Origin of the sequence: Desulfosarcina alkanivorans, assembly GCF_009688945.1 — a bacterium.
In the GTDB taxonomy this organism is placed as follows: domain Bacteria; phylum Desulfobacterota; class Desulfobacteria; order Desulfobacterales; family Desulfosarcinaceae; genus Desulfosarcina; species Desulfosarcina alkanivorans.
Window position 1 is genome coordinate 3349050 of sequence record NZ_AP021874.1, and the last position, 18925, is coordinate 3367974.

Below are 18925 nucleotides of genomic sequence, written 5' to 3' on the forward strand. Positions count from 1 at the left end.
GCTCCTGCGAAAAACGACCCCGTTACTCTAAACGATTCCTCAGAAACTCACCGTGCACCACGGGGCGTTGCGGTCCATCTCGCGATGGTCCCGGAACAGCATTTCAAATCGTTTCAGGTCGGCGTCGGACCCCATGGGGGTGTCCAGAACGGACGGGTTCTCCCGAACCGCAGCCACCAGGGCCGAGGCCGCCTGGGGGTCAAACCGGGTGCCGGCCCCGATGTTGAGCTGGACGGCGGCATCTTCCAGACTGATGGGACGGATGCCCGCCCTCCCGGCGATCATGGTTTCGAAGGCATCGCAGACCGCAAGAATACGTGCCCCGACGGGAATGGCCGTTCCTGCCAGGCCGTCGGGATAGCCGCTGCCGTCCATGCGTTCGTGGTGATGACGGACCATGGGGACCAGGTGCGACAGAAACACCAGGGGCCGCAGGATGTTGGCGCCCACCACCGGGTGCATACGGACCAGATCCATCTCCCGGCTGGAAAGACGGCCCAGGCGGCCCAGGATCTCCCGGCCGGTGCCGATCTTGCCGATGTCATGCAACAGGCCGGCCTGGTACAGGGACCGGGCGGCCTTTTCCGTCATACCCATTTTCAGGGCGGTGGCCTCTGCCAGGCGGCCCACGTTCAGTGAATGTCCATGGGTCTCCGGATGCTTGGCCTCCAGGGCCATGGTCAGGCCTTCCACCGTCTGTCGAAAGGTGTCCAGCAGGCGTTCGTCGTAACGCAGCGCCTTGTGAAGGGCGATGGCCCCCTGTTCGCCCAGCGCCGTAAGAAATTCCACCTCGGCACGGCTCAGGTCTCGCTTCGCCCCGAAGTATACGGCCAGGATGCCCCCGTAGGGAGGGTCGATCTGCACCGGCATGCCGATCACCGACACCACCCGCCGTTTGCCCAAACGCTCGAGGTCGGGCAGGCGATCATCATAGCGGACATCCGCAATGAACACCAGATGGTCGGCATCTGCCGGGAAAAGGGTCTGCAGGGTAGGCAGGTCCACGGCCGAAAGGCTGCGGAAATCAAACCCGCTTGAAACTTTGTGGGCGATGCACCCGGCGTCCCGATTGACAACCCAGTAAATGCACCCTTTGGCGGCCATGGTGTCGGAAATGGAGGTAACGATGCGACCGAGAATCTCCTCGGTCTCCATACCGGAGTGAATCGCTTTGGAGACGTCGGCAAACGCCTTGAAGTATTGATGGTAGCCGGAAACCATGGGCCCCCTTTATTCCGCTGGAGTACGCGACTGGGAAATTTTGGCTATTTTGACAACCCGGCGCGTCCGAACTGTCGGGGAAAAGGAGGACGCCCTCCCACGCAAAGCCATTATGAAAATTCGGACAGACCGACAAGAGATTATAGCCACAGATACAGAAAACACCCCACGTAAACCACGGTGGCCACGGCCGCCAGCGTCATTTTGACCGGGGAGAGGCCGGAAGCGGCCTTGACGGCCACAAAAATTCCCGCAGCGGCATAAACGCCGGCAATCGACAAACCCACCGTCAGCCCCGGTCCGGAGACACCGCTTTGAAGGGCGGAAACCACCGGCGCCAGCGGCCAGAGGGTAATTGCGGCCGTTCCAATGTTAAGGTAGGTCGGCATGAATTGGGGGCTGCCGCCGATACCGCGGCAGAACACCCAGACGAACAGGGAAAGGCCGCCGTGCATGAAAAAAGCGATGGAAATGCTGACCATGAGAATCATCAGCGGGTTGAAAGAGATGGTGGCATCGGGCTGGCGGGCCAGCATGGAGCGGGCGAACTGAATGGAGGCCATGCCGTAGATCACCCCCAACACGCTGACGTTGAGCATGGTGTAACGCATGGGCAACCGGGTGGCGGCCAGTCGGTCAAACACGGCGCCGTCCAGTCTGAGTATCCGCATCATGTCCTGAAAGTAGTGCATGGCCGCCCCTTTTGCCGAGAATTTACCGACTGCCTCCATGGTGTCCCCTCTATAACATAAAAGGGAGGCGGGTGCCTCCCTTTTGTCACTGTGCCAGGACCTTTTTCTCTTTGTTGCCCCGGCCCTGGAAAACGCAGCATTCCCGAGCCCGAAGCCCGGGGATGCTGCCGTCATAACGACACCCGCCGCCTGCTACCAGGGCTGCAGCCCCCAGGCAAACACCCCCATGCAGACGATGGCGATGATGATCGGAACGGTGATGCCGTTGTAGTGCTTCTCTTCATAGTGATCGCCCCATCCGTGGATGCGGTCGATGACCATCTTGTCTTCGAGGGTGGGCGCGTATGCCGACAGGGCCGACACCCGGTTGAAGATGATGGACAGAACGATGAACATGGCAAAGCTCAGCGGGATGGTGACCATGCCGCCGGACATGCCCAGGGCCGCCACCAGCCCCTTGCCCACGCAGATGCTGGGAATCACGTGGGGGGAGATGACGATAAACAGAATGCCGCAGAAGATGGAGGATACCATCAGGGCCAGCTTGTTGGCCTCCTTCCACCACACCCCCAGCAGTATGGCCGGGGTTGCCGTGGTGGCCAGCAGGCCGAAGGCCCACAGGATGCTGGTGACCAGGAACTTGGGCGGTTTGAAGGCCAGCAGGATGGCAGTGATCCCGCCCAGGGCCAGGGCCAGGTAACCCCATTTCATCTTTTTCTTGGCGTCCATGTTGGGTGCCAGGATACCCAGCAGGTCGCTGCCCACCAGGCCGGCGATGGCCATCAGGTTGCCGCCGATGGTGGAAAGACCGGCGGCCAGGGCGCCGCCCATGACGAATGCCGCCACCAGGGTGGGGTTGTAAAAGACGTTCAGGATCAAAAGGGTCTGATCCGGCTTGGCGATCACTTTCCCGGTGGTGGCGGTGAAGTAGTTGCCGGCGAAACCCACCACGTAGGTACCGGAAAACAGCAGTCCCAGAAAAATGGCGAACCAGACCACGGCCCAACGGGCATTCTTTACCGACGAGGAGGTGAACACCTTCATGGCCAGGTGGGGCAGGGCCACGGGGCCCAGGGTAAAAGCCGGGATCAGGGCAAAGTACCAGCGGAAGTCATACTTCATATCGAAAAAGGTCGGGATGGCGGCAATCATGTCCGGCACCATGTCCCCGTAGGCCAGGGGCGGAAACCACCAGCCCGAGGATCCCATGGCCTTCATGATGGCCCCCATGGGCACGATCATGGCGATGGTCATGACCACCATTTGAAACGCGGCGTTGTAAGTGGCGCCGTACATGCCGCCGATGGTGATAAAACCGACGGTGGCCAGGCCGGCCACCACCAGGGCGGTGTTGTAGGGCACACCGAAAAGCAGTTCGAAGGCCCGGCCAAGACCGATCATCTGGCCCAGCGCGTACATGACCATGATCAGGATCATCCAGCACACGATGACAATGGTGGAGGGCTTGCCGTACCGCTGCTTGATAAAGGTCGCCGGCGTAAAGGCCTTCATCCGCCGCAGGCTGGTACCGTATAAAAGGGTCAGCAGCGGGATGGAAATGGCCCACTGAATCCAAAGGTAGACAAAGGGAACCTGCAGCTTGAGAATCAGGGCGATCACCCCCAGAAAGGTCGCCAGACTGGCCCAGGTGGCCGCCATTCCCAGGCCGTTGGTCACCGGCCCGATGGAAAACCCGGCGGCGTAAAAGTCTGCGTCACTGGTGGTTTTGCGGCTGGCCATATAGCCCACGCCATAGAAAATAAAAAACAAAATAATAACGACACCGATACCGATCCAAACGTTGCTCAAGGCATATTCTGCTGGCATAATCCCCCCTTATTCCTTGACGGAAATATTTTCTTCTTTGTTCTCTTCGGCAAAGGCCTCCATCTCATCGTCAAACTTGTTGCAGACCAGGGTCATCACCAGACAGACCAGGGCCATGCCGAACCATCCCAGCAGAATGGGAACGATGTACTGGGTGGGAAACCCCCACAAGGTGCCGGTCTGAAGGCTGGGGAAAAGGACAAAAATCGATGCACTGTGCCCCATCAACATCAGCAGGACGGAAAAGATCACGGTAAGCCAGATCTCTTTTCGATAGAGTTTCTCCTTCATGTTAGTTCTCCTTTGCAGGTTGAGGCGTTGAGGCAGATGCAAGCACACCCGCCCGTGAGAATATGCATGTAACTCGCACCCGGTTTCGTTCCCACCCTGTCAGGCAGCGCGAACCGGGGTTCGGCCGACATTCCCGCCGACCCTCCCGGGCAGTCCGTTTACGAATCCGAGTTTTTGAAAAGAAGGGTTGTCCATTTCCAACCGGGATCATCACGCGAGCGCTGATTAATGAAACTGATTTACTGAATACTGTTTACTAAAGGAATATCAATAACACCATCGGTGGCGGGCCGATTTTTCTGTCCGTCACGGACCGATTATTTTGTCGGGTCCTGCCTGATGGCCGGTAGGTTTTCGACCTACACCCAAAAAATCGGTGAACGCATGCCTGCGAACCCGGCGCAAAACATCCCAAAGCACCGCCACGCCATGCTTTACAATCCTTGCCGTTGGTGATAATGCATGCCGTTGCAGGGTTTCGTGGATACCGGTACCCACCGGCGCGGCCCGGCAATATGAACTGGAACGGAACCCTCGGTGCGCTTGCCATGGTTGCGTTGGGCCGAACCAGGAAAAGTCGACAGACGAAAGCAAGCCCGGCCTGCACGAGGTTGACGCCAGTCAGGCGGTAATCGGCAGCAGCGGTTGCCGTTTTTTACTATCGGAGTGGAACAATCAGATGGAATTTATCCCGGTCATCGGCCTTGAAGTTCACGCCCAGCTGAAAACCCGTACCAAAATTTTCTGCGGCTGCGCCACCGCCTTCGGCGCCCCGCCGAACACCCATACCTGTCCGGTCTGCCTGGGAATGCCCGGTGTGCTGCCGGTACTCAACAAAAAGGTGGTGGACTACACCATCAAAATGGCCCTGGCCACCGGCTGCACCGTTCAACCGGAAAGCCGGTTCGCCCGGAAAAATTATTTCTACCCGGATTTGCCCAAGGGATATCAGATCTCCCAATACGAACTGCCCATCGCCACCGACGGCCACCTGGATATCGACATTGACGGCCGGACCCTGCGCATCGGCATCACCCGCATTCACATGGAAGAGGATGCGGGAAAGCTGATCCACGATCCGGACCGCCCCGTCAGCCGGGTGGACCTGAACCGAACCGGGGTGCCGCTGATGGAAATCGTCAGTGAACCGGACATCCGCAGCCCCGAAGCCGCCGGCGAATACCTGCGCCAGCTCCGGACCATCCTGCGCTACCTGGACATCAGCGACGGCAATATGGAGGAAGGCAGCTTCCGCTGCGACGCCAATGTCTCGATCATGCCGGCCGGATCGACCCAATTCGGAACCCGCACAGAGGTAAAAAACCTCAACTCGTTCCGGAATGTGGAAAAAGCGATCGTTTATGAAATCGCCCGTCAGAAAGAGATCCTTCTCGACGGCGGCGAAGTGGTCCAGGAAACCCGGTTGTGGCAGCCTGACAAGGGGCGCACCGATTCCATGCGCGGCAAGGAGGATGCCCACGACTACCGCTACTTCCCCGACCCGGACCTGCTGCCCCTGGTTATTGACGAGGATTGGATCGAACGCATGCAGAAGGAAATGCCCGAGCTTCCTGCCCAGCGCAAAACCCGCTATGTGGAAACCTTCGGCCTGCCTGTTGACGACGCCAGGGTACTGACCGCCAGCCGGGCACTGGCCGACTACTTCGAAGCCTGCATCGCCCTGTTCGACCAGCCCAAACCGGTGGCCAACTGGATCATGGGCGACCTGCTCGGTCTGCTGCATGCCCAGGGACTCGACATCGGCCAATCCCCGATTTCCCCCGAACACCTGGCCGGCCTGCTGAAACTGCTGGACCAGGATGTCATCAGCGGCAAAATTGCCAAAACCGTCTTCGAAGCGATGGCCGAAACCGGCAAACCGGCCAAACGTATTGTGGCGGAGAAGGGCCTGGTCCAGGTTTCCGACACCTCGGCCATCGATCCCATCGTTGATGAAATCATTGCCGCCCACCCCGACGAGGTGCAGCGCTACCAGGACGGCCAGAAAAAACTGATCGGTTTTTTCGTCGGCCAGGTGATGAAGCAGACCCGGGGCAAGGCCAACCCGAAGGTGGTGAATGAGATCCTGCGGGGGAAGCTGGGTTGAAAGGTCAAATCACAATATTCAAATGACAAATTCCAAACAAATATCAAACAAGGGCGGCCTTCGTTCCCTTTTGGAATTTCGGCATTGATATTGGTAGTCTATTTGGAATTTGGATATTGTGATTGGTTATTTCTAGGACCATCTTTAATGCGTGACAGCAACTGAAATAAAACGACCAAACCGCGTTGTCTCTGGTCTCGTTTGATTATTTTGACATTTTGATTTGGAATTTGTTTGTAATTTGATTATTGATATTTGTGATTTCCCATCTTCTTTCGATGATACCGCTGGTCAAACTCAGGAGATTTCCTTGAAAAAACAATCCCATATTATAAACCGAATCATTTTTCTGATGGTATCCACCCTGCTGCTTCTCTTGGCCACTGTACCTGCCACTGCCGCTCCCGCCCGCGTCGCCGTCCTTCCCTTTGACATCAATGCGGAAAAAGATCTGACCTTTCTCCAGGAGGGCATCCTGGACATGCTCGGGTCGCGTCTGGCCTGGCAGGACAAGGTGGAGGTGATCAATGAGCATGAAACCAAGTCGGCCCTGGCATCGGTGGAAGGATTCGAAGGGGAGAGCCGGGCGCTACTGGTGGGCGGCAAACTCCAGGCCGACTATGTCCTTTTCGGCAGCCTGACGGTTTTCGGCGAAAGCGTGAGCATCGATGCCCGCATGGTCGACGTCAGCGGCCAGCAGGAGCCCCTGCCCTTTTTTGCCCAGACCCGCGGCATGGGCGAGGTGATCCCCCAGATCAACCAGTTCGCCACCAACATCAACGAAACGGTATTCGGCCGCGCCGTTGCCCGGCGGCCTGCGGCCGCACCGCAGATGCAGTCCGGAACGGCTCCGGCAGCCCGGGTCCAGTCAGCCCCGCCGGTCTACGATCCGCGCATGCACCCGGAGAAGCTGCTTCAATCCGGCATCCAGGCGGAAAACCAGGCCCCGGTAGCCGGCCAGCCCTATCAGACGCCCAACCCGGCCTTCATCGCCGCAGCCGGGGCAACCAATACCACCAACGGCCCCACCTTATGGCGCAGCCGCAACATCAAATCCCTCATTACCGGGATCGATGTAGGCGACGTGGACAACGACGGACTCCAGGAAATTGTCATTGCCCGGGACAAGATCGTTACCATCCACCGCATCGTAAACGGCCGGCTGCTGAAGATCGGCGAAGCCGGTAAGATCCGAATCGGTACCCATATCGGGGTCGACGTGGGTGATGTCAACGGCAACGGGACGCCTGAGATATACGTTTCCAGCGTCGGCGGGCCCAAGAACGATATGATCGAATCTTTCGTACTTGAGTATGACGGAAACGCCTACACAATCATTTACGGTCCGGACAACTGGTACTACCGAGTAACCAAAACCAACGATCGGGGAACTCTTCTCCTGGGCCAGCGCCAGAAAACCGCCGATGAAAGCATCATAAAAGGGGCCATCCATGAAATGCAATGGGAAGGCAGCCGTCTTTCTGCCGGGCCGCAACTGTTAAAAGGCGGGCAGGCCAACCTCATGGGAGCGACCTACGATGACATCACCCATACTGGCCAGAGCCTGATTGCCGCCTATTCTGACTGGGACCGGGTACGCATCTATAGTGGGGCCAGTCAGATGATCTACGAGGATACCGATCGCACCGGAGGCAACCTGCTGTCTTTCAACCTGCGGAAAACGGAACCTGGCGTTGAGAACAAGCAATTTTTCCCGCTGCGAATCAGGGCCACCGATATGGACAGGGACGGAAAACCGGAAGTACTGGTAGCCAGCCATGATGAACTGGCCAAAAACATGCTCAAGAATTTCCGCGTCTTCAAGCGGGGAAGAATCGAACTACTCTCCTGGGATGGAATAAGGTTGGTCCCCAAATGGAAAACCCAGGATTTTGATGGAAGGGTAAGCGACTTTGTGGCGGCCGATTATGACAATGACGGCCAGGATGAATTGCTTGCAGCCATCGTGACCAAAGAGGGCCGCATCGCATTCACAGACAGCATAAGCAAAGTGATCGCTTTTGAACTGGACGGGCAGTAAGGCTCGAAGGCCGCATAAAATCCAGCCCCTTTCTATTTATCACGCCTTCGGCCTGAAGACCGGGGGCGTTTTTTCCACTACGCTGCCAATCTGTTTGAGAACTTTCTCTGCGACAACAATATTGTGGCGGGCTGTTTTGGGGGGATAGCCACCTATACCCCAACGACTTGAAAAACTGCCGGGGCGGAGAAATCCGAATCTAACGAAATCTTTTCCATAATATGGTTAATGGTTATCCTACCAGTCCGGACGGCGCCCTGCTTTTCGACGAAAAGAGCCTTGCCCAAAAGGACAGGATTCTATCCTGTGTCCAAAGGTGCCAAAGGGCCGATTTTTTTATGAATTCACCCGTCGCCGGATTGTATTATCGGCCGACGGTCTTCCCCGGAAAACCGTCTGGTTGCTGATCCGCCGTATCCTTGGCCCTTGGCGATGATCCGCAATACAGTTAATTCATCAGCAACGCGTCATCAAGCACAAGATTGAAAGTCCTTGTGTGGCTAAGTGGTCTGGGATGGGCAATCGAGCAGTGTTTTGAGGAGGCTAAAACCGAGTTGGGTATTGATCACTACGAAGTCCGTAAATTTTCAGGCTGGCACATTTTTCCTCTGGCACCTGAAAATCAGGATGGGAAAAAAAGCACCATCTATTACGCTGTCGCAGCTTAGGGTCCTTATCAACTTTGTTTTGCCAATGAAGCGGCATACCCTTGACAGCCTTCTCGATCAGGGTATTTGGATACAAACTCGGAATCATCGCGCCTATCTGTCACATCGACGACGGCGTATGCGTGAACTTTTTAAAACACACTAAGTTGCGTTGTAGGGTTACAACTGTCCGCAGTTTGAATTGATACACACTAAGAGAACCAGGGTTAAACACGAATTTAAGCTTTAACACCGGAAAGAACAAAGGAAACCGGATAGAATGTAATACACCCGAAACAAATTAGATGAGGAGCATTGCAGATCCAAGCCCTAAATAAAAAACCCGGGACCGAAGCCCCGGGTTTTTTGTTTTGGTTTATGCTTCTAATGTTTCCGCAAAGCGGCGACTAGAAGTTAATCTGCCATTTGGCACCCACGTAGAAGGTCTCTGGCTCCGGCTCTGTTACCTCATCTTCATAAGTAATCATGCCAACTTCCGGGACGATAAAGAAACCCGGAGCGACGTTCACGGTGCAGTTGAGGTAGTATTGAGTTCTTTCCGTGGTGTTGTCACTTTCATCCACTTCAGCTTCTTCATAGCCATAACCAGCTTCAAAGGTCAGCATTTCGGAAGCGTTGAAACCAACTACTGCCAGATAACCCAGGCTGTCGGAATCCAGTTCCTTAAGGTCGTCATCTATGCTCATATCGTCAGCCAACGCTTTACCATTGAACTTAGGATCATAAGCACCATAGTTGCCAAGGTTCTGACCAAAGTGAACACCAGCCTTTACAAAAAAAGCACCAAAGTTGGCTCCTGCACCACCGCCGATCACGTAGGAGTCCACATCAACGCTTTCATCGTCCAATTCAATTTCATAAGTCTGGTAGCCGGCAAAGACGTCAGCAAAAAATGCGTCTGACTTGAACGCGTAACCGACTTCAATCTTCGGCAAGCTGGTATCGACATCGATTCCGAGTTCGTCCGCAAGAGCGTCATAATCAATATCAATGATATCCAAAGCAGCTGCAAGATCAGGATCAATAGCGTCATCGTCTAAAAAGTCGGCCATAGCTTTTTTTGCATATTTACCGGCCTCGCCACTCGTGTTCGGCTCAATCAAAGCCAGTTTGAAGTTACCCATTTTCCACTGGATCATGGGCAGACGGCCTTCGTAGAATTCACCAGCACCCAGCAGGTCGCCGTCACCGTCGTAGACGCTGTTGGAGTAGAACAATGCACTGGGGGTGTAAGTCTGGCCGATGAGCAGCTGGCTTCCGTTGCCGAAGGTATAGGTACCATAGAGTTTACGTTTGCCGAAGCTGTCGCTCATTTCGAAACCACCGCCGATCTGGTCGTTGAACTTGACGGTGGCACCGATGCGGCTGTTGCCCTGCTGGGCCCATGTAAGATCTTCGTCACTGTCAACGCCGTCTTTATCAGGATCCACATCATTCCAGAAAGTGGCGAAACGGGCGCTGCCGTAAAAGTTCCAGTCGGCAGCCATGGCCGGTGCGGCCAGGCAGAGAATGGCAAAAATAATAAACAGTTTTTTCATCTTAATCTTCTCCTTAACGCGTTTAATCTTGATTTACTGCAACCTAATAATTGTCATCGAAATGCGTGATACGGGTACTGCGTCGCTCCCCAACCACCTCCTTTCGCGTCGTAATTTATCTTAAAATTTCAGGTTTTCAGCGAAGGATCGAAAACCCGAAACCTTAAAATACTTGAATTTGTACTGATGAAGCAGGTTTTGCAAGAACACGGTGCCGGGTAAAGCTATTGAATTTAAGGACAATAATCGCCTACCGGCACCTATAGACCTAATAATTTAAAGAATTTTTAACAGCGGGGCCCACCCCTGTCAAGGGTTTTTACCTCTGGGAAACGGTTGATATCCCGTTCCCCAGTGGCCGCAGACACACCGCCGACGGGAAACACCACCACATCATGGGCCATTTTTTTCATTTTTGCCCAGATATTGGTACGTTGCGACAAAAGGCCCTCCCGTGATCATTAAATAATTATTTATATGCCTAATTACATATAATTAGATTAAATGGGATTTTCGGGCTTAAGGGACGTTCAGAGACAGACGGGGGTCGGAGGACCGATGACCGGGGAACGGATTCCGGATTTAGGGATTTAGGGATTGGGGGATTGGGGGATTGGGGAACGGTGATTCGTGAACAGTGAACGATAAAACCCTTGCCAGAAAATCCAGCCTCATTCCCAAAATAGTGACCGCGTCCCCTCGCCCCCTTGGGGGAGAGGGACAGGGTGAGGGGGGGGGATATGTGATATGAGATCGGGATCGACCTCCAACCTCGGGAGTTGCAGGCGGGTCATTCAGTGGTTGTCGTTTTCAAGTGGGTCGGACCATCGTGAAAGCCCAGGGACCGCTGCAGCGAAAGCAAGCAAAAAGGTGCAATTTTAAAGTTGAAGCCGCAAATTACACCTTTTTTAGATAAAAGCTCTGAATCATTTTACCAAGGTTTTTCCAGATCATATCCCCCGTGGCAGCGGCTTGGTTTATGGCGGCGAAACGGTCCAAAAAAGAACCGATGTCGCCATTTTCCCCGTTAATCATTTACAGAAACTGTGGGCGATGACGGACTGATTTTCCTGGGCATGTCCCTCCTGTCTTTATGCCGGACCGCCATTTACTTATCCCATGATCCACGCTGCACCCAACCCCTGGATATCGTAGAAGCGGCTTCCAGCCGCGATCATGATCCGACGGCCTATTCGCGGCTGGAAGCCGCTCCTACTTTATTCTGAATTTTTTTCCCGACAATCGGGTTGATGAAAAAAATGCCTGAACTTCGAATAGGGGTAGGAATAGCCGATGGCGGCCGTCACAAAGGCCTGCCGGTCACCGGCGACAAGGGGGTATTGACGGCCGGGTCCCATGTGGGTGTCACGATAAAAAAGGTTGGTTTCCATCGCCTTGAGATCGGCGGCTTCAAAAAAGTAATCCTGCCAGTTGTAGCGGCAGGACACGGCCTTGCCGCGCCGGGGATCATATTCCGGTGTCAGCATGATCGCCTGCTGGTAGTGCAGCAGGTCTTCCATCAGTGGACCGGGTTCGATGCCCTGTAAACTAAGAAAATCGGCAACCGAAGAATAAAATTCATCCCGGTTTTCGCCGATACTCAGCCACAGCCAGGTCCACAAGGGCCAGCCCTTGCGGGTCGGATGGTAGCGCCGCAGGAGCTCGAGCATGTCCGGCTGGGTGAGGATGCGGTTGACCTGGGGCATGTCCGGGTTTTGTCGGTAATCGGCGATCAGTTTTTTTAGGCGCACGACCCCCCGCCCGCTGCCACCAGGATCGGCCGTCATCCAATCGAGCAGCCCCTCATAGAAATGCCGGTAGGACAACAGCCCTTCACGGTGCAGGTAGATGGCGACGAACCGGGTGAAGCCACCGTTGTGAAGCGCCTGGATCATTTCGGCAAAAATCAGGCAGTAGGCCCAGTCGTCGTGGGGCATGCTGCCGGTGCCGAAAACCAGCTCGACGACTTCTCTTTCAAAACCCGGAGGGGTCAGCCGGATGGGCTTGAACCGGGTATCGAGTCCATACTGCTCGCGCATGCCCGGCTGGCTCAGGGGCGCATTGGGCAGAAGGGCCAGCTCAAAAACCCGGAGGTCGTCGTGCATACCGATTTCCAGAAGCCGGCAGATGCCGCCCACAAAAGAATCCCGGGTCTCTTTGGGCAGCCCCAGGATCAGTTCCGTATAGGTGGGGATCTGGTGACGCTGGTATCGGTTTTTCAGTTCGGCATACATGCCGATGTCGCCGTGGGGCCGGCTCACCGCCGCCAGCACATCCACGTCCACGCTCTGCATGGACAGGGTCGTCCCCCAGAGCATATCGTTTTCAAACAACAGCCGGCTGATGGCAAACACGGTGTCATTGGAGGTTTTGGCAAACTGAATGCGCACGCGTTTGGGAAAACCGGTTCGAAGGCGCGCATCGACCAGGAGCCGGGCAATCTCGAGATCTCTTTTGAACAGGCCGAAATTGGAATCCGTAACATAGATGTCCGCGACCCCCCTGCCGGCCATGTAATTAATCTCCCGGGCCACCCGCTCCATGGAATGCAGGCGGACCTTGTTTTTGGTACGCACGCCCCAGTCGCAGAAGCAGCAGGCAAACGGACACCCCCGGTTGGTTTCCCACAGGGCAATTTTTCCGCCGTTGGACTCACCGAGAAAATCATCGAGGCAGCCGTTCAGATAAGGGCTGGGAACCGGCAGGTCCTTGCCCAGCCGGGGGCCCATAGGGGTGGTGACGAGGCGTCCCGATCGGTTGAAGGAGATCCCTTCCAATCGTTCAAGATCCGGTTTTTCTGCCAGCAGTTCCAGCAAAAGGCGGGCAAAGGGAATCTCCCCTTCACCGTGCACGAGGACGTCGGCCTGGGGGAACCGTGAAAAAAAATCCCCGGGTTGTTCGGGGACATGCGGCCCGCCGCAGACCACCAGGCAATCCGGATATCGGGCTTTCACCCGCCGGGCAATTTTCATCTGCTGGTTGTGGTTCCAGACATAACAGGAAAGGCATAAAAGGTCCGGGTCCACAATCCGCGACACTACCGTATCCACCGGTTCCGGCGTGGTCAAGGGCGGGTGCCAGTGATAGGCGGCGGTGATCCCGGAATCCTGTTCGGCATAACTTTTTAAAAAACCGAACGCATAGGGCACAAATGAAATCATGTTGAAACTGAGGAAATAGATCGATTTCATCAGGAGCGTTTACCTTAATATTATCGTGTTAGGAGGAAAGACCATTTCAGGCTTCCGGTCATCGGGGCCGATCTTTGTTTTCCGGATTTTTGTATAGCACCTGAACCTTCCGGCGGGCTTGATCCACCGTTACATTCCTGTTGAAAACATTCGAGTACCAGATGCCGATGGTTTGCCCGGCAGGGTCCAGGATATAGGCCCCATAAGGCAAATCCCGGATCTCCCTGTAAATGTTCGCGCTCATCGCCTTGAGCTGGTCCGGCCGGGGCGAAAAAGGGATCCAATACCGCGAGGGAACCGTATAGCCACGGTCAATTCCGATAATGGCATAGGGCATGGTCTCTCTGCCCGTGTAGTAATATTGAAATTCGGGTTGAACCGAACCGGCCTGAAAGGCCTGTCTCACCCGGGCATCCAGGGAGAAATGACCGTAATGCGTCATACACCCGGTCAACGTCAGCACCAGGGCAATACCGACGAGCAGGTTGGCATCGGTCCACATATGGCAAAGTTTGGGGTTGCGCATGATAGCCTCCTTTTTAAGGGAAACCTACCTGTAAAAAACAAAACCGTCAAATCTGGGTCGGGAAAATAACAAAGGGCTTACAGCGATTGCCATAAGCCCTTGATATTCTTTTGGCTGAGGGACAAGGATTCGAACCTTGATTGGCGGAGTCAGAGTCCGCAAAACATACCCAAAACATAGCATTGATCGGTATTGAAACATATGTATAAAAAAGGTTTTTATTACGTGTTTTCAAAAACTTATAAGCCTTTCGATTCATCTTGTCATGTATTTCAATTGACAAAACCTGATCGAATCTGCTTACATAGTGCTTACACGACAACCATTCAGACTATGTAAGCAAGGGAGGCAGCAGTGTGGCACGGATCAAATTGACGGCCGGCAGGGTCCAAGATTTTAAATGTCCAGCAGGCTCCCAACAATCCTTTCTGTGGGATTCGGAAGTCCCTGGGTTGGGTGTTCGTGCCACGGCCACGGCCAAGGTTTTTATTTTTCAGGGAAGATTATTTTCGGGGACCACGGTTCGCCTGAAAATTGGTGATTGCAGGGCATGGGTTATCGATTCGAATGATAGTGAAATACCCGGCGCGCGTCAAGAGGCCCGGCGGCTTAGATCGATGATTGACCAGGGCATTGACCCTCGCGACGAAAAACTTAAGCGCTTGGCCGAACTGGTGGCCAAACAGACAGAGACAATCCGACAAGAAGTGACCGTTTCCGATGCCTGGGCAGTTTATATCGAGGATCGGAAAAAAAAAATGGAGTGTCCGTCATTTAAAGGATCACCAGGTTCTTGCCCAAAGGGGGGGCCAAGATGCCAAACGGGGTAAGAAAAAAATCAAACCGGGGCCGCTGGCCGAACTGATGCCCTTGAAATTGACCAGACTGACCCCCAAGAAGGTGGAAGCATGGGCGAAGGCGGAAGCGACCAAACGTGCAGCCCGCACACGGCTTGCTTTCAATTTGCTCCGGACTTTCGTCAATTGGTGTAACAGCCATCCAGATTATAAAGATCTTGCAGCGCCGGATGCTTGCAGCCCCCGAATCAAAAAAGAACACATCCCAAAACAGGAACCACGTAACGACTGCCTCCAACGGGAACAATTGGCGGTATGGTTCAAGACTGTCCGCGATTACAAGAACCCGATCATATCCGCATACCTACAGGCGTTGCTTTTAACCGGCGCTCGGCGGGGAGAATTGGCCGGTTTGCGGTGGGAGGATGTAGACTTTAAATGGCGATCCCTCACCATCCACGACAAGGTTGAAGGTGAACGAACTATTCCTTTGACACCTTATTTGGCCACCCTCCTTTCACCGTTGCCGCGGCAAAACAAATGGGTATTCTCAAGCCCGAAGGCCAAGTCCGGAAGGATCGAGGAACCGCGGCGTACCCATAATATTTGCCTCGATAAAGCCGGCATTGATCGATTGACCATCCATGGCCTACGGCGGTCCTTTGGAACCCTCTCCGAATGGGTGGAGTGCCCGGTCGGGGTGGTTGCCCAAATCATGGGCCACAAGCCTTCAGCCATTGCCGAAAAACATTACCGGCGCCGGCCGCTGGATCTCTTACGTTTGTGGCATGTAAAGATTGAGGCCTGGATACTCGAACAGGCCGGCATCGAACAACCGGCAGCCGGGGAAACCGGATTGAGAGTGGTTAAAAAAGCATAAACCAAATTTTGGGGATAGGGAACTGCAGCCCGAAAAGCCGGTATCCTGGCCGGCCTTCCCCGATTTCATAAACCAGGTGCTGTGACAGGAGATGGCAGATGGGATTGAATGATTGGATTGCTGGTGATGATTCTGTTGATCCTTCCTTGAATCTAAAAAAAGTTTTATTTCTGAGTGACGCAACAGCCCTTTGCGCATCCGCAACCTTACAAAGAGTGCACGCTAAACAAAAAAAGGTTACATCGAACTATAAAGAGATTGCTCTGTCGAATCAAAATATTAAACCAAAAGAGTTGGACTCACTTTTACCATTGGAAAATCATTTTGCCTCTAATCCAAAATTAGTGGAGTACATGAACAGGTTGCTTGAAGTCCGCAATGATGATGATTTCGCATTACAAGCACTTCAGGAAATGATGGACCTGGATTTCGATTGTAACATTACAGAACCGCTTCCCGATGGATACTGGAAGCGGTTTGAAAAGACAGTCATGTACTCATCTGTGCTTTATCGGCTTTTCCATAATTTGATCCCTGATAAAAATTATGAGGGCATCAATGGCAAAATTATGCAGCAGATCGATTTTTCAATGAGTAAAATACTGTATTCAGCTGGGCAAATAGGAGCAACATCGGTTGAACAAACAAATCAATATGATAGCCAATTATCACCATCCCGAAGGAGTTCAACCAAAGCTGCGGAACGGCAGGAATACGCCGTTGAACTGTATAATTCAATACCCAAGGGAATTTTAAAACGTTTACATGAAATAAAGGACAAGATGGAAGAGCTTCAGGCACGTTGGATTATGAAATATGGTGACGACAACGTTCCATCGTTAAAAACTTTACAACGGTACTTGAAGAAGGCCGGAACGCCTATAAAGTAATAAACCCCACCTCTCACCGTGGACATAATGCATTTTGTCCACGGTGCCCACAGACAGAATGCATTTTGTCTGCCCCTACCCCCCTCCCCTATTTACAAGCCCGATATCAACATCCAAGATGGCGGTAAGTTCAACTCATTTGGATTGTTTTGTAAACAACAACCCCAAAAAACATTGAAGGAGCCGCCATGCAAACCCCCGTAAAGTTCATCGCAACCGGACCATTCGCTAAATCACTTGGCGTAAAGCCAGCGACCGCCCGCCGCAGCTACTGCGTCAACGGCCAATACCTTGGAATCGTTCCAAAAAAACTTCCAAATGGCCGTCTTCTGTGGTCGACTGAAGCACTGGCCAAAGTTCTTAACCAAGCCAAATAGATGGCCGGGGCGGCAAAGTGTCGAACTTTAAATTCGAATGGCAGGGCGGCAGTTGACTGAACAGCAAGGGCGGGGACATGGAAATTGTATTACCACACAGTGAGGAGCACGAAGAGTCGCTCATCGTTGCTTTGCTTACGCAGCATGATTCGGCAGGCCCAATTTTTGATATTGTCTCTCCTAACAATTTTTTTTCAACGAAACTCCAGACCATTGCCGGTAAAATCCATTCCCTTTTTTTGAAGGGCGAACCTCGTGACACCGCCTCAACAGTATTGGCCCTAAAAGAGGATGACCAGCTCGAAAAGGCCGGTGGGGCAGCATATATCAAAGGGTTGACGCTCAGTTGCCCAGTTCCGAGTTCGAATGTGTACTATGCTTCGAAGGTCTCAAGCCTGGCTCGTGATCGCCGTTATGTCGCTGCCGGCAACAAGATTATGCAAAAAGCCCTGAAGCCTGGGGATGGCACCGAGGGTATCGATGAGTTTGCTTATCGGGTCCTTTCCGAAGCCGCGAACAATCATAATAACCAACAGTGCTCATGCCGGCAGTTCCAACTGCTACCGATTGACTCGATGGAAATCACCACACCCAAATACATAGTTGACTCAATCCTTGAGGCTGACACCTTATTTTCGATTTTCGGGGCTCCGGAGTCCTGCAAATCATTGCTCGCCACGGCGCTATTGTCTTGTGTGGGCACGGGCACCCCATTCCATGGGTTGGAGGTTAAACAGGGGCCGGTGATTTACATTGCCGGCGAAGGTCAAAGCGGTATCAGACGGCGGTTCGGGGCGTGGTCGATAGTCAACCATATGCCTTTGGGGGGCGCCCCCATATACGTCTCAACTGCCCCCATTGGCTTGTGCAACGACGGTTCCATTGATTTTGTGCTGAGAGTGATATCCGAAGTCGCCGATACAGCCGGTCCACCGGTCCTGATCATCATCGATACCCTTGCTCGAAACTTTGGGCTGGGAGACGAAAACAGCACCTCAGATATGACGCGGGCAATAGCAGCGGCGGATCGCATTCGAGAATTATATAATTCCGCGGTTGGGCTAATCCATCATTCCGGAGTGATCGATAAAAACCGTGGCCGTGGCAACTCAGCATTACGAGGCGCCATCGATTCAGAATATCGAATGGAGAAGGATGGATTCGGAATTATCAGGTTTGAGGCAACAAAAATGAAGGACGCAGGATACCCGGCTCCCATGGCATTCAAGCTTTCGGTGGCCGAACTCGGGATCCAGGATGACGATGGCAATGAAATCTCGAGCGTGGTGCTCCGGCAGGTAGACAATGAGACTTCGGAGGATCCATCACCGAACGCCGGCCTGGGGAAAAATCAATCTCTCAGTCTACATCTGCTCAGCAGACTTTACCAGGCCCACCGCGTAAACGTCGAGAACTCCGGCCGCGATCCTGAGTCTGCCCGGGTGCTATTGGATGATTGGAGTTCGGCCTGCAAATCTGCCGGAATGAACCGCCAGTCATTTTACAAAACGAAAAAATCAATGATCGAGAAAGGCGTTATCCGGGTGGACGGACCATACGTGCTGCCGTCTCCCCTGTCACCGTCTCCTTTCGTATCCCCCCTTTAGGGGGGGGATACAAAGGGAGACGGTTAGGGATGGGGCAAAGGAGACAAAAGGATACAAAGGGAGACGATGGATACACACAAAAAGGATACACAATTTTCCGTCACCCCGCCGACGGAAAAACTGGAACGCCCCCGGACCGCCCTCCGGGGGTTGTTCCAACAACCTAAAAGACTTTCAATGATGACCACCGAAGTCTGTTGCCAACCCTGGAAACAACCAAAGACGGGAATCGTCCTTTGGCTGCCACACCAAAGGCGAACCCCGATCAGTTG

The 18925-nt window shown here is 53.8% G+C and carries 14 protein-coding genes; 7 read left to right on the top strand and 7 right to left on the bottom strand.

Annotation, left to right across the window (positions count from 1 at the left end; genetic code table 11):
- Window positions 1-39 precede the first annotated feature (39 nt).
- From DSCA_RS14800 to DSCA_RS14815, 4 genes are all read right to left on the bottom strand, one after another.
- Window positions 40-1221, bottom strand: coding sequence for an HD-GYP domain-containing protein (locus tag DSCA_RS14800; RefSeq protein ID WP_155317158.1), 1182 nt, complete (start codon window positions 1219-1221; stop codon window positions 40-42).
- Window positions 1222-1361: 140 nt separating this feature from the next.
- The gene (locus tag DSCA_RS14805; RefSeq protein ID WP_155317159.1) at window positions 1362-1952 is read right to left on the bottom strand and encodes a hypothetical protein; all 591 of its coding nucleotides are present in this window, start codon (window positions 1950-1952) and stop codon (window positions 1362-1364) included.
- 153 nt (window positions 1953-2105) lie between these two features.
- Window positions 2106-3740 (bottom strand): solute symporter family protein, encoded by a 1635-nt coding sequence (locus DSCA_RS14810; protein WP_155317160.1) that lies wholly within the window; start codon window positions 3738-3740, stop codon window positions 2106-2108.
- Between the two features lie 9 nt (window positions 3741-3749).
- Complete coding sequence (locus DSCA_RS14815; RefSeq protein ID WP_155317161.1) at window positions 3750-4031, bottom strand: hypothetical protein; 282 nt, start codon at window positions 4029-4031, stop codon at window positions 3750-3752.
- 679 nt (window positions 4032-4710) lie between these two features.
- Here DSCA_RS14815 and gatB point away from each other — a divergent pair.
- Window positions 4711-6138, top strand: coding sequence for an Asp-tRNA(Asn)/Glu-tRNA(Gln) amidotransferase subunit GatB (gatB, locus tag DSCA_RS14820; protein WP_155317162.1), 1428 nt, complete (start codon window positions 4711-4713; stop codon window positions 6136-6138).
- Window positions 6139-6448: 310 nt separating this feature from the next.
- Window positions 6449-8179: an FG-GAP repeat domain-containing protein gene (locus tag DSCA_RS14825; protein WP_155317163.1), complete on the top strand. Its 1731-nt coding sequence runs from the start codon at window positions 6449-6451 to the stop codon at window positions 8177-8179.
- A gap of 1054 nt (window positions 8180-9233) precedes the next feature.
- On the opposite strand, the gene DSCA_RS14830 is transcribed toward DSCA_RS14825, so the two are convergent.
- The 3 genes from DSCA_RS14830 to DSCA_RS14840 form a co-directional block, all read right to left on the bottom strand.
- On the bottom strand, window positions 9234-10385 hold the full coding sequence (locus DSCA_RS14830; RefSeq protein WP_155317164.1) for a hypothetical protein: 1152 nt from the start codon (window positions 10383-10385) through the stop codon (window positions 9234-9236).
- Between the two features lie 1217 nt (window positions 10386-11602).
- The gene (locus DSCA_RS14835; RefSeq protein ID WP_155317165.1) at window positions 11603-13576 is read right to left on the bottom strand and encodes a B12-binding domain-containing radical SAM protein; all 1974 of its coding nucleotides are present in this window, start codon (window positions 13574-13576) and stop codon (window positions 11603-11605) included.
- A gap of 58 nt (window positions 13577-13634) precedes the next feature.
- Entirely contained in the window at window positions 13635-14102 is a 468-nt protein-coding gene (locus tag DSCA_RS14840) for a hypothetical protein (protein ID WP_155317166.1), read from the bottom strand.
- 356 nt (window positions 14103-14458) lie between these two features.
- On the opposite strand from DSCA_RS14840, the gene DSCA_RS32590 reads away from it, so the two are divergent.
- From DSCA_RS32590 to DSCA_RS14860, 5 genes are all read left to right on the top strand, one after another.
- Window positions 14459-14932, top strand: a complete 474-nt coding sequence (locus DSCA_RS32590; RefSeq protein ID WP_231716496.1) for an Arm DNA-binding domain-containing protein — start codon at window positions 14459-14461, stop codon at window positions 14930-14932.
- Window positions 14933-14978: 46 nt separating this feature from the next.
- Entirely contained in the window at window positions 14979-15779 is an 801-nt protein-coding gene (locus DSCA_RS32595) for a tyrosine-type recombinase/integrase (protein WP_231716497.1), read from the top strand.
- Window positions 15780-15877: 98 nt separating this feature from the next.
- Entirely contained in the window at window positions 15878-16669 is a 792-nt protein-coding gene (locus DSCA_RS14850; RefSeq protein WP_155317167.1) for a hypothetical protein, read from the top strand.
- A gap of 188 nt (window positions 16670-16857) precedes the next feature.
- Window positions 16858-17046, top strand: a complete 189-nt coding sequence (locus DSCA_RS14855) for a hypothetical protein (RefSeq protein WP_155317168.1) — start codon at window positions 16858-16860, stop codon at window positions 17044-17046.
- 77 nt (window positions 17047-17123) lie between these two features.
- Window positions 17124-18653 (top strand): AAA family ATPase, encoded by a 1530-nt coding sequence (locus DSCA_RS14860; protein ID WP_155317169.1) that lies wholly within the window; start codon window positions 17124-17126, stop codon window positions 18651-18653.
- Window positions 18654-18925: the final 272 nt, after the last annotated feature.